The organism is Limnohabitans sp. DM1 (genome assembly GCF_001269385.1).
Taxonomy (GTDB): Bacteria; Pseudomonadota; Gammaproteobacteria; order Burkholderiales; family Burkholderiaceae_C; genus Limnohabitans_A.
Genome location: NZ_CXOO01000063.1, coordinates 63,924 through 75,738 on the forward strand (window position 1 = coordinate 63,924; position 11,815 = coordinate 75,738).

Here is an 11,815-nt window from a genome sequence, read left to right on the forward strand (position 1 = left end):
CTGATACGGTGACAGAATCGGGCACCTTCAAGCCCACCCTGCTGCCATGAACACCACTTCGACTGCAACGCCTTACGGCACATTGCCCCCCGCCTCACCGGTGGCGGCCCGCAAACCCATCAGCCTGCCGCGCCTGAACGAGCTGCGTGAGCGGGGTGAAAAAATCACCATGCTCACCGCTTACGACGCCACCTTTGCCGCCGTGGCCGACGCCGCTGGCATCGAATGCATTTTGGTAGGCGACTCGCTGGGCATGGTCTGCCAGGGCCTGCCCAGCACCGTGGGCGTGAGCCTGGAGACCATGCGCTACCACACCGAAAGCGTGGCCCGTGGTGTACAACGCGTGCAAGGCACCGCCTGGATCATTGGCGACCTGCCCTTTGGCACTTACCAGGAATCGCGCGAGCAGGCCCTGCGCAGCGCCACCGTGCTGATGCAGGCTGGCGCCCACATGGTCAAGCTCGAAGGCGGTGGCTGGACCACCGAGACCGTGCGCTTTCTTGTCGAGCGCGGCATCCCGGTCTGCGCCCACCTGGGGCTGACCCCGCAAACCGTGCACGCACTGGGTGGCTACCGGGTGCAAGGCCGTGGCGACTCGGCCGCCAAGCTGCGCCAGGAGGCCCTGGCCCTGCAAGACGCAGGCGCCGCCATGCTGGTGCTGGAGATGGTGCCCGCCGCCCTGTCGGCTGAACTGACCCAAGAGCTGTCGCGCTGCCACACCATCGGCATTGGCGCGGGCAAGGGCACAGCAGGCCAGGTGCTGGTCATGCACGACATGCTGGGCATCAACCTGGGCAAGAACCCCAAGTTCGTGCGCAACTTCATGACGGGCCAAAGCAGTGTGCTGGACGCCATGAACGCTTATGTGCGCGCCGTCAAGGACGGCAGCTTTCCCGACAACGCCTTGCACGCCTGGTAAGACCCCCTCCCCCGAGACACCCCCCAATATTTCAGCCATGATCATTGCCCGTTCCATCGACGAACTCCGCCAAGCCCTGTGCGCTTCGCAATGCCCCGCCTTTGTGCCCACCATGGGCAACCTGCACGCAGGCCACATCAAGCTGGTCGAGCAGGCCAAGCCCTCGGGCGACTGCACCGTGGTCAGCATCTTTGTGAACCGCCTGCAGTTCTTGCCCCACGAAGACTTTGACAGCTACCCCCGCACCTGGGAGGCCGACTGCGCCAAGCTTGAATCCGCAGGCTGCGACGTGGTGTTTGCCCCGCGTGAGACCGACCTTTATCCCGAAGCCCAGACCGTCAAGGTGCATGCTGATCCGGCACTGGGCGACATCCTCGAAGGCGAATTCCGCCCCGGCTTTTTCACGGGTGTGTCCACCGTGGTCATGAAGCTGTTCATGAGCGTGTTCGCGGGCAAGGCCCAGGGCGTGGCCGTGTTCGGCAAAAAAGACTACCAGCAGCTCATGGTGATCCGCCAGATGGTGCGCCAGTTTGCGCTGCCCCTCCGCGTGGTGGGTGTGGACACCTGCCGCGCCGAGGACGGCCTGGCGCTGAGTTCACGCAACGGCTACCTGAGCGAGCGCGAACGCGCCGAAGCGCTGCAACTGTCCCTGGCCCTGCGCGCACTGGGCCGCGACGCCCTGGCCGATGCCGATGCCCTGGCCAGCCACCTGCCCGCACTCGAAGCCAAAGCCATGGAAGGCTTGCGCCTGCGCGGCTGGCAACCCGACTACCTCACGGTGCGCCGCCGCCACGACCTGCAAGCCCCGCAAGCCGGTGACGCGCTGGTGGTGCTGGGCGCGGCGAAGCTGGGCACGACGCGCCTGATCGACAACTTCGAGATTTAACGCGGGCAAGCTCCCGTTGATCCGGCCTGCTGAAATTTGACATGTTTGCGCCAAGTCAGCCCGTGGGTCGGTGACTTCAGAGCCGACATGGGTTCTGCGCCGAAGCGAACTGCGTCGCAGCTGAAGCTCCGACCTACAACGCTTATTGATCCGGCCCTGTGAAGTTTGCAGGGTGACTTCAACCTTGCACCTTGTGGGAGCTAGCCCTGCGGGCAATCAGACGCTTGTGGACCACAGGCTTTTCGCTTGGCTGGCAAGCTCCCACAAACTCCTCCCAACGGGCAACACACGGCTCAGACTTCATCGGGCCGAATCTATAGCTCGGTACTCGAAGAGTCCGACAAATTTCTACTCAAGGACACGGCCCACTCAAGCGCTGGCGTTGGGGTGCATATGTCGGGGCTGAAACCGCCGACCTCCATGAGCTGCAGCGTCAATGGCTGCGGCCGCTTCTGAACATGCCGTGGGTTTTGCGGTTGAGGACGCCTTGGGCGGCGAGTTTGTTCATGGAGGGGCTGGCATGGGCGTGGGTGATGGCCATGCCCAAGGCGTCGGCCGCATCCTGCCGGGGCAGCACGGGCAATTGCAGCAGGCGTTTGACCATTTCCTGAACTTGCGATTTGGCGGCCCGTCCATGGCCAGTGACCGATTGCTTCATCTGCAAGGCGGTGTACTCAGCCACGGCGATATCGCAAGACACCAGCGCCGTGACGCAGCAGCCACGCGCTTGGCCCAGCAGCAAGGTGGCCTGGGGGTTGATGTTGACAAAAACGATTTCCACAGAGGCCACGTCGGGCTGGTAGCGCGCATGGATTTCGCGGATGCCGTCGTACAGCACTTTCAGGCGTGCAGGCAGGTTGCCCATTTCTTCGCGGGTGGTTTCAATCACGCCGCTGGCCACGTATTGCAGCTTGGAGCCGGTCATATCGAGCACGCCAAAGCCGGTGGTTTGCAAGCCCGGGTCAATGCCCAGAATGCGCAGGGTTTGGGGGGCGGCATTCGTCAGTGTGCTCATGGCAGGGTCACGTCGTTCATGCGGGCCATGATGGTTTCTGCACGGCTGGCCAGATAGGCCGATTGCGACAGTTTTTCAAAATAGCGGGGCCGGGGCAGCATCACGGCCAGGCGGGCCGCTTCCCAGGCATTCAGCCGGGCCGCACTTTTGCGAAAGTAATGCTGGGCTGCCGCTTCGGCGCCAAACACGCCCTCGCCCCACTCCACGCTGTTGAGGTAAATCTCCATGATGCGGCGCTTGCTGAGCAAGGTCTCCAGCGTCAGTGTCAGCAGCATTTCCTGACCTTTGCGCAGCAAGGTCCGCTCGCCAGAGAGCAAGAGGTTTTTGGCCAGTTGCTGGGTGATGGTGGAGCCGCCCACGATTTTGACGGCCGGGGGTTTGGCATCAGGCCTGCGCTGGGCGCGTTGCTCGGCTTGGGCTTTGGCCTTGGCGTTTTTATCCCAGGCTTTTTCCAGGGACTCCCACCAAATGCCGTTGTGCTGAGTGAAGGCGCTGTCTTCTGAGGCCATGACGGCGCGTTGCAGCAAGGGAGAAATGGCCGAAAGTTCAACCACCTCTTGGCGCCAGGGCAGGCGCCCCTTGTGACTGACGATTTGCCAGATTTGCGAGCGCTCAAAGGTGGTCGATTCGGGCAACCAGACCGCCATGCAGGCGATGCGCAGCACAAAAAACAGCTGCAGCCCGACAAAGGCCAGAGCCAGCAACATCAAAAAACGTGCAAAAGTGCGCATCGTCAATCCGTCTCCTGGGCTCAATTCTTGTCGGGGTCAGGGGCCAGCATGCGGGTTTCGAGCGTGTCGTCGCGCGAAAAGTTAAAGCGTGTGACGACCACGATCTGGTCGGCTTGCTGACGCATTTTTTTGTTGAATTCACCAAAAGGCGCCGAGCTGCGCACGATGGCAACCGCCCGTTCGTCGAGCATGGGGTTGCGCGAAGAATTGGCCACTTCGGTCTTCAGGAGCAGGCCTTTGCTGTCCACCGTGATGATCATGGTGAGCTGACCGTAAATTTTCTGGCCGCCCGATTCCGGAAAATTCAGCGTGCCTTGCTCCTCGATGGTGCGGCGCAATTTGTCGTAGTACATCGCATACACCACCTCTTTGGTAGCCGGGCTGATGTAGCGCTTGCGGGCTGCGCCCTGAGTTTGCACCACGCGCTGCTCGATGCGCGCCAGTTGCCGGGCCAGTTGCTGCTTGCGCTCTTCGCGGGCCTGGCGGTCGGGACTGTCGGCTTTGTCACCGGCGTTGTCTTTGGAGAGCACAGCCAACTCGTCCTTGAGCTGGGTGAGCAAGCGCATTTGCTGCATTTTCAGCGCTTCGATCTTGCGCTGCATTTCACTGATGTCAGTGCCCGCCTCGGTTTGCACGGCCGGTGGCAGTGGGGTGCTGGACAGGCTCACATCGGGCACCTGCCCACCGCCCGCGAGTTTGACCTGAGCCAGCACCTGGGCGTCCGCCGGCTTTTCATCGCTGCGTGCATTGACCAGCACCACCTCCAGCGGCGTGTCTGCAAACACCCGGTTGTAGGTTTCCGGCGCGGCAAAGCGCAAGGTGACCAAGCCCAAATGCACCGCCAGCGAGAACGCCAAGGCCCAGGTCAAACCCCGATGAGGCGATGGCCTGCGCTGTGCCTGGGGCTGTTCTTGCAGCTCGCTTTGCGGGGGGGATGAAAGGTCTTCAGCTTGCATCGTTTTGGGTGCTGTCGTTCAAATCCACCGCAATGGTCAAGGGACCTGCGGCCATGGCCTCTTCATCTTCTGCCTCATCGACCTCATCCGCCTGACTCTCGGCAGCGGCCTCGGGGGCATCCAGGTGCGCGGTCACGATGCCATGCACATCCAGCGCCATGAGGTCAATCTCGCCCAACTTGACGCGCACGCGCGCCCCCCGAGCCAGGCCCTGAGCACCCATGACGCTGAACATCAGCGGCAAGGTGTCGGCGCGCACCAGCCAGGTGCCGCCGCCCATTTCCTTGACCAGGCTGGCGTCCAGCTCCTCGATGCTGTGCTGCTGCACGTGGCGCAGCGTCCAGTAACGCTCCATGCTCGACTGCACGCCGTTGTAAGCGCTGTAGGCGGCATCGAAGCCGCTGATGATGGAAAACAGCTCGGCGTCTTTGGGCTTGAAAGGCGCGGCCAAAGCGGCCGTGGCGCCGTGCTTGGCGCAGGCGATGATCTGCCACTGGTTGACCAGGTCGGTGTAGCGGCGCAGCGGTGAGGTGCTCCAGGCGTAGCTGGGCACGCCAATGCCGGCATGCGGCAGCGCCTTGGTGCCCATGCGGACCTTGACGCCGGGCGCCAGACTGGCCTGGCTGCGGTAAATGCCGGGCACACCCAGCTGGGCCATCCACTGGCCCCAGGTGCTGTTGGCCAAAATCATGGCCTCGGCCACCATCAAGTCGAGTGGCGCGCCACGCTGGCGCGTGCCGATCAACACCGTCTCGTCACCCGAGGGGGGCGTGTCGTTGCTGTCCCGCTCCAGCTTGAAGCTGTAGTCCGGGCGGTTGAAGTTTTCGGGCTTGCCGCGCACCACCTCGCGCCGCGCCTTGAGGGTTTGCGCCAGACGCCAGTAAAACGCCAGGGTGTCACGGCTCACGGGCACGTCGGCGTGGTCGCTCTGGTCTTCGCCCTCCAGCCATTCGCGGGTGATGCGGTCATCGAGCTGGTCATGGCGCAGGTTGACCAAGATCGGCACCCGCTCCAGACGTGTCTCGGCGCTTTGCACCTCCAGCGTGTCTTCGCTGAAAGTCACATACAGCGACACCGCCGGGCAGTCACGCCCCTCGATCAGGGTGTAGGCCTGCACCACGCTGTCGGGCAGCATGGTGATTTTGTAACCGGGCATGTAGACGGTGGACAGGCGGGCACGGCCGAGTTGGTCGATTGCGCTGCCGGGGCTCAGGGCCAGGCCGGGTGCGGCGATGTGGATGCCCACGGTGACCGTGCCCGTGCCCAAACCCTGCAACGACAGGGCGTCGTCGATTTCGGTGGTGTGCGAGTCGTCAATCGAAAAGGCCTGCACCGGGGCCAGTGGCAAGTCGTCGGTGATGGCAGGCGCTTGCAAGGGGGGAAAGCCCGTGCCCTTGGGGAACAGGTCAAACAGAAAACGCTGCCAATGGAAATCCCAAGGCGAGGCGATGGCCCCCGCGTTTTGCAGCAAGTCCAAAGGCGCGGTCTGGCTGCTTTTGCTGGCCTCGACCACGGCTTTGTATTCGGGCGTGTTCTTGTCAGGGCGAAACAAAATTTTGTAGAGCTGCTCGCGGATCGGCTCGGGACAGGTGCCGGCCACCAGATCGGCCGACCAGGCCTCGATCTGGGCCTGCACCTGCTTTTTCTTCTCGATGGCCAGCAAGGCCTGCTGCACGATCTCGGCGGGGGCTTTGCGAAAACGCCCTTTGCCCGCACGGCGGAAATAGTGTGGCGCCTCGTGCAGTCGCCACAAGGCCGCAACCTGCTCCACCGAGGTGGCGCCTGCACTGAAATAGTCTCGGGCCAGGTCGGCAAAGCCGAATTCCTGCTCGGGCGCGAATTCGTAAGCCAGCTCCAGCTCAATGCTCTGGCTCAGGGCGGTGGCCTCGCTGAGCAAGGCGGCGGGCGAGGGTTTGTCGAACTTGAGCAGCATATTGGCCGCTTTGACTTTGACCCGTTTACCGGAGTCCAGCTCGACTTGGGCAGAGGCATCGGCCTCTGACAAGACCCGTCCGGCCATGAATTTGCCGGCATCTTCAAATAGTACGTACATGGCCGGATTTTCCCATGCCCCTTCCAGTTTCAACGTGTAGGGCTCAGGCCAATTGCAGAAATTCCAGAATTTCGGGCAGGTAGTGGTCTAAATCCCTCGAGGCTCAGACGCGGCCCTTGAGCGTAAACACCCAACAAACATCTGAACGTCCAACGCTTTGAGGCCTGTTTCCGCTCAGGACAGCTGTAAATGTTGTTTTTTGTTTACAAATTACAAACTCTATTTGAGCCAAAAAGTGTTAAAAATTAGTTTCATGAGTTTTTTTTAACGACCATAAATAGCACTATAGTATGAAATAAGATATTAGTTACATTTTGTTTCGATAATTTTAAAAATTGTTACTTCAAATTTCCGTTGATATTCATCAAATTAGCAGTCAATAGTTACAATTTAAGCGAGTTAAGGAGCTAAAAATGAAAAATTCGACATCAAAAATCTCAATCCAAATATTCAAGGTGACCAAATTAATAAATACCACTACAAATTCATCGAAAAATGAATTTATCAATTTGTCGCAAGTTTGTACACGCGATGAATTGGAAATTTCACTTCCACTGACCGAGCGGACCTCAATCAGGGTCTGTTTGTCAAACACCGGTTTCCTTGCGCGTGAACTACGCACCTGCCGCACACGGCAAGTTGCAGGCAAACGCCCATGAGTCCGTTCTTTCGAGCAGGTCCAGCACTGAAAAGTCACCAACCGTTCGAGACCTCCACTCGCCATATCTGTGCACAGCACATCCACACACCAAAGTGAGCTGCGCAAAGCCTCCCCCCTAACCCGAGTTGAAAATCACCATGTCTACACCCCACATTCAAGTTATTGCGACCTCAGTCAAAGGCAAGACGGCTGAAATTTTTGAGTTCAAACCAACGGCGGGAACGCCTGGGCAGGTCTTGCGCATCCAAGTCAAAGCAGGTGTTACTTACCAAGTCAAAGACTTGGTCTCCGAAGGCCACAAAGCACCTGCATCGATCAAAGCCAAGCGCGTGGGGAACAATCTGGAAATCACATTCCAAACGGACACTGAAGGCCCAGACCTGGTGTTGGAGGACTATTACGACACGGTGACCGAAGGCTTCGTCCGTGTCGTGGGTGAGGCTGAAAACGGCCATATTTACGAATACGTCGTAACTAATGCCAGCACAGATACACCGCTGACCTGGGTGACCCAAACACAAGGCAGTGTCAACGCAGTGCTTGGAAGCGCTGAATTCATTCAAAGCGGCGCTGCCGCGTACACTTTGCCGGCCATTAACCCCTTGTTGGTGGCGCTGGGAAGCGTTGGCGTTGCAGGCGTAGGCATCGCGGTTCAGGAAGCGCAAGACAAAGCTGCAGCGGCGGCTGCGCTCAAAACCATACAAAACGCAGCACAAGCCAACAACGCATCAGCCACCACCACCAGCCTAGAGACCTACGCAGCAGCGGGTATCACAGGCGTGACCAAAGACAACCTGGCCGCCATCAACAGCGCCCTCAACAGCCCCGCCATATCCGGCGAGCTTGCCGACACCGCAGCCAAGGTACAAGCCATTGTGGATGCTTACAACAAAATCCTGGCCGAAGTCAAAGACCCCAATGCCCCCGCCCCCACCGCAGCCGACTTTGCAGCAATCGGCATCACAGGAATTAAAGACGGCACCCAAACCAAGCTCTTGATCGATGCCCTGCACGGCAAAGGTATCGCACAAGTTTCAAGCGTGGATGAACTGAATAAGCTGGCCAAAGCAGCCAGTGCCGTGGCCAGCGTTACAGATGTCGCTACTGGCGGGGAAAGCGCCGCTAGCGCACCAAGCAAAGCCAACATGGCCACACTTGGCTTCACCAATGTGACCAACGAAAACTTGGAAGCTGTGCAAAACGCCATCGCACAAGCCCACGCCAAGCAACCTTTGTCGTCATTGACAGAAATGAAAAAAGTCGTTGACTCCACAGTAGCGGCTTTTGCGACGTCTGCTGCCACTAAGGCGGTGCAAGCTGCGACTGATGCTGCGAAAGCAGCAGCTACAGCCAAGCAAAACTTGGTGGATGCACAAAATGCACTGTACACACCAGCGACAGCAGCAGAGTTAAAGGCTGTGACAGAAGCACAAAAAGCTGCGACAGAGACTGCTGCTGCTTCCAAAGCAGCGGCAGCAGCAGCACAAACAGCAGTGGATGCGGCAAAGGCTGCAACGGCTGCGGCAGGCGAGACGCCTTCAGAAGCGTTGAGCACAGCAACAACTGGCGCAAACACCGCGCAGGCGAATGCTGATACAGGTGTGAAAGATGCGGCTGCGGCAGTGAAAGCTGCAGATGAAATAACGGATGCAGCCTTGGGCGCAGCCGTGGGCAAAGCCACAGCAGCGGTGACTACAGCGACAGATGCTGCGAAAACGGCAGCAGATGCAACGGCAGCCATTGGCATAGAGCAAGGAAAGCTCAGCTCGCCACCCACGACAGCTGAATTGCAAGCGGTGACAGACGCTCAAGCAGCGGCAACAGCGGCAGCCGCTGCAGCAAAAATAGCCGCTGATGCGGCCAAGGCTGCCGTGGATGCAGCCAACGCTGCAACAGCTGCAGCGGGTAAAACACCTACTTCAGCGTTGAACACTGCAGAGTCAGCAGCCATTGCCGCGCAGACCGCAGCGGTCCAAAGTGTGTCGAATGCAGCAGCGGCGATAGACGCAGCGGAAAGCGTCACCGATTCAGCTGTCACCGCTTACGGGGCAGCCGCCGCTGCAGCAGCTTCAGCCGCCACGATTGCTGCCTCAGCAGCAGACAAAGCCAAAGCCGAACTGGCCACCGCCGTGGCAGCCTTGGACAATCCAGCCACACCCGCACAACTGGCCCAAGTGGAAGCCAAGCAAGCCGCAGCCACTGAAGCCGCCGCACAAGCCACAGCGAAAGCGCAAGCAGCAACAGAGGCGGCCACAGCCGCACACAACGCAGCCGCAGCCGCTGGTGAAGACGACCCCGCAGGCGTGAAAACCGCGACAGATGCGGCAAAGGCAGCGACAGATGCAGCGGATGCAGCAAGCACCGCAGCAACCAACAGCGAAAACACCACCGACACCGCTGTCACCGCTTACGGGGCAGCCGCCGCTGCAGCAGCTTCAGCCGCCACGATTGCTGCCTCAGCAGCAGACAAAGCCAAAGCCGAACTGGCCACCGCCGTGGCAGCCTTGGACAATCCAGCCACACCCGCACAACTGGCCCAAGTGGAAGCCAAGCAAGCCGCAGCCACTGAAGCCGCCGCACAAGCCACAGCGAAAGCGCAAGCAGCAACAGAGGCAGCCACAGCCGCACACAACGCAGCCGCAGCCGCTGGTGAAGACGACCCCGCAGGCGTGGCCGCCGCCAACACAGCCGCATCGGCCTCCAACACAGCCGCCAGCGCCACCAGCACCGCAGCAACTGACACCGAAACGGCAACGGACGCGGAAGTGGCCAAGTACGTGAGCGCCGCAGAAGCCGCCGCTGCTGCATTGACCACTGCAACAAGCGATCTGAGCACCGCTCAGTCAAACCTGGCCACCGCCAAAGCGGACATGAGCAGTAACCCCGCCACAGCCGAGCAGATCAAAGCCGTGGAAGACGCACAAGCCGCACTGAACACGGCAGTGACCAAGGCCACAGACGCCGCAACGGCTGCCACCGCTGCCGCTGCCGCAGCAACGGCCGCAGCAGGCGCAGGCAAGGAGTCAGTGCCCGAATCGGTCACAGCCATTGCTGGGCAAGTGACGGCCGCCCACTCAGCCATTGACACGGCGACCCAGGCCAGTACAGCCAGCGAAACGGCAACGGACGCGGAAGTGGCCAAGTACGTGAGCGCTGCAGAAGCCGCCGCTGCTGCATTGACCACTGCAACAAGCGATCTGAGCACCGCTCTGTCGAACCTGGCCACCGCCAAAGCGGACATGACCAATAACCCCGCCACAGCCGAGCAGATCAAAGCCGTGGAAGACGCACAAGCCGCACTGAACACGGCAGTGACCAAGGCCACAGACGCCGCAACGGCTGCCACCGCTGCCGCTGCCGCGGCAACGGCCGCAGCAGGCGCAGGCAAGGAGTCAGTGCCCGAATCGGTCACAGCCATTGCTGGGCAAGTGACGGCCGCCCACTCAGCCATCGACACGGCGACCCAGGCCAGTACAGCCAGCGAAACGGCAACGGACGCGGAAGTGGCCAAGTACGTGAGCGCTGCAGAAGCCGCCGCTGCTGCATTGACCACTGCAACAAGCGATCTGAGCACCGCTCAGTCGAACCTGGCCACCGCCAAAGCGGACATGAGCAGTAACCCCGCCACAGCCGAGCAGATCAAAGCCGTGGAAGACGCACAAGCCGCACTGAACACGGCAGTGACCAAGGCCACAGACGCCGCAACGGCTGCCACCGCTGCCGCTGCCGCAGCAACGGCCGCAGCAGGTGCAGGCAAGGAGTCAGTGCCCGAATCGGTCACAGCCATTGCTGGGCAAGTGACGGCCGCCCACTCAGCCATCGACACAGCGACCCAGGCCAGTGCAGCCAGCGAAACGGCAACGGACGCGGAAGTGGCCAAGTACGTGAGCGCCGCAGAAGCCGCCGCTGCTGCATTGACCACTGCAACAAGCGATCTGAGCACCGCTCAGTCGAACCTGGCCACCGCCAAAGCGAACATGAGCAGTAACCCCGCCACAGCCGAGCAGATCAAAGCCGTGGAAGACGCACAAGCCGCACTGAACACGGCAGTGACCAAGGCCACAGACGCCGCAACGGCCGCCACCGCTGCCGCTGCCGCAGCAACGGCCGCAGCAGGCGCAGGCAAGGAGTCAGTGCCCGAATCGGTCACAGCCATTGCTGGGCAAGTGACGGCCGCCCACTCAGCCATCGACACAGCGACCCAGGCCAGTGCAGCCAGCGAAACGGCAACGGACGCGGAAGTGGCCAAGTACGTGAGCGCCGCAGAAGCCGCCGCTGCTGCATTGACCACTGCAACAAGCGATCTGAGCACCGCTCAGTCGAACCTGGCCACCGCCAAAGCGAACATGAGCAGTAACCCCGCCACAGCCGAGCAGATCAAAGCCGTGGAAGACGCACAAGCCGCACTGAACACGGCAGTGACCAAGGCCACAGACGCCGCAACGGCCGCCACCGCTGCCGCTGCCGCGGCAACGGCCGCAAGAGGGGAAGAGCGGCGGGCAGGGCCCGAGTGTGGCTCACGGAGGGCGGCGCAACAGTCGAACGCACACTCAGCCATCGACACAGCGACCCAGGCCAGTGCAGCCAGCGAAAC

Annotated in this window: 7 protein-coding genes; 3 read left to right on the forward strand and 4 right to left on the reverse strand. The window is 60.9% G+C overall.

Annotated elements, in window-relative coordinates; genetic code table 11:
- Positions 1-46: 46 nt before the first annotated feature.
- Positions 47-919: a 3-methyl-2-oxobutanoate hydroxymethyltransferase gene (gene panB / locus AMM33_RS20505; protein WP_090143092.1), complete on the forward strand. Its 873-nt coding sequence runs from the start codon at positions 47-49 to the stop codon at positions 917-919.
- A 37-nt stretch (positions 920-956) separates the two neighbouring features.
- Complete coding sequence (gene panC, locus AMM33_RS20510; protein WP_090143093.1) at positions 957-1,805, forward strand: pantoate--beta-alanine ligase; 849 nt, start codon at positions 957-959, stop codon at positions 1,803-1,805.
- A 433-nt stretch (positions 1,806-2,238) separates the two neighbouring features.
- Here the strand turns inward: panC and ruvC are convergent, their stop codons facing one another.
- Genes ruvC through AMM33_RS20530 form a run of 4 tightly spaced genes read right to left on the reverse strand, consistent with a single transcriptional unit; the run spans position 2,239 to position 6,560 of the window.
- Positions 2,239-2,787, reverse strand: coding sequence for a crossover junction endodeoxyribonuclease RuvC (ruvC, locus tag AMM33_RS20515; RefSeq protein WP_090143103.1), 549 nt, complete (start codon positions 2,785-2,787; stop codon positions 2,239-2,241).
- Positions 2,788-2,816: 29 nt separating this feature from the next.
- The gene (mtgA, locus tag AMM33_RS20520; protein WP_090143094.1) at positions 2,817-3,551 is read right to left on the reverse strand and encodes a monofunctional biosynthetic peptidoglycan transglycosylase; all 735 of its coding nucleotides are present in this window, start codon (positions 3,549-3,551) and stop codon (positions 2,817-2,819) included.
- 20 nt (positions 3,552-3,571) lie between these two features.
- Positions 3,572-4,507, reverse strand: coding sequence for an energy transducer TonB (locus tag AMM33_RS20525; RefSeq protein WP_090143095.1), 936 nt, complete (start codon positions 4,505-4,507; stop codon positions 3,572-3,574).
- Positions 4,497-6,560 (reverse strand): ribonuclease catalytic domain-containing protein, encoded by a 2,064-nt coding sequence (locus AMM33_RS20530; protein WP_090143096.1) that lies wholly within the window; start codon positions 6,558-6,560, stop codon positions 4,497-4,499. Before AMM33_RS20530 ends, AMM33_RS20525 begins: the two co-directional genes overlap by 11 nt.
- Before the next feature lie 798 nt (positions 6,561-7,358).
- On the opposite strand from AMM33_RS20530, the gene AMM33_RS22205 reads away from it, so the two are divergent.
- Positions 7,359-11,815, forward strand: a 4,457-nt coding sequence (locus tag AMM33_RS22205) for a hypothetical protein (RefSeq protein ID WP_194945615.1), incomplete at its 3' end; no start/stop codon positions are given.

Excerpts from the sequence above, each read along its gene's own strand:
- panB (WP_090143092.1), top strand. The coding sequence starts at position 47 with ATGAACACCACTTCGACTGCAACGCCTTACGGCACATTGCCCCCCGCC.
- panC (WP_090143093.1), top strand. The coding sequence starts at position 957 with ATGATCATTGCCCGTTCCATCGACGAACTCCGCCAAGCCCTGTGCGCT.
- mtgA (WP_090143094.1), bottom strand. The coding sequence starts at position 3,551 with ATGCGCACTTTTGCACGTTTTTTGATGTTGCTGGCTCTGGCCTTTGTC.
- AMM33_RS20525 (WP_090143095.1), bottom strand. The coding sequence starts at position 4,507 with ATGCAAGCTGAAGACCTTTCATCCCCCCCGCAAAGCGAGCTGCAAGAA.
- AMM33_RS20530 (WP_090143096.1), bottom strand. The coding sequence starts at position 6,560 with ATGTACGTACTATTTGAAGATGCCGGCAAATTCATGGCCGGACGGGTC.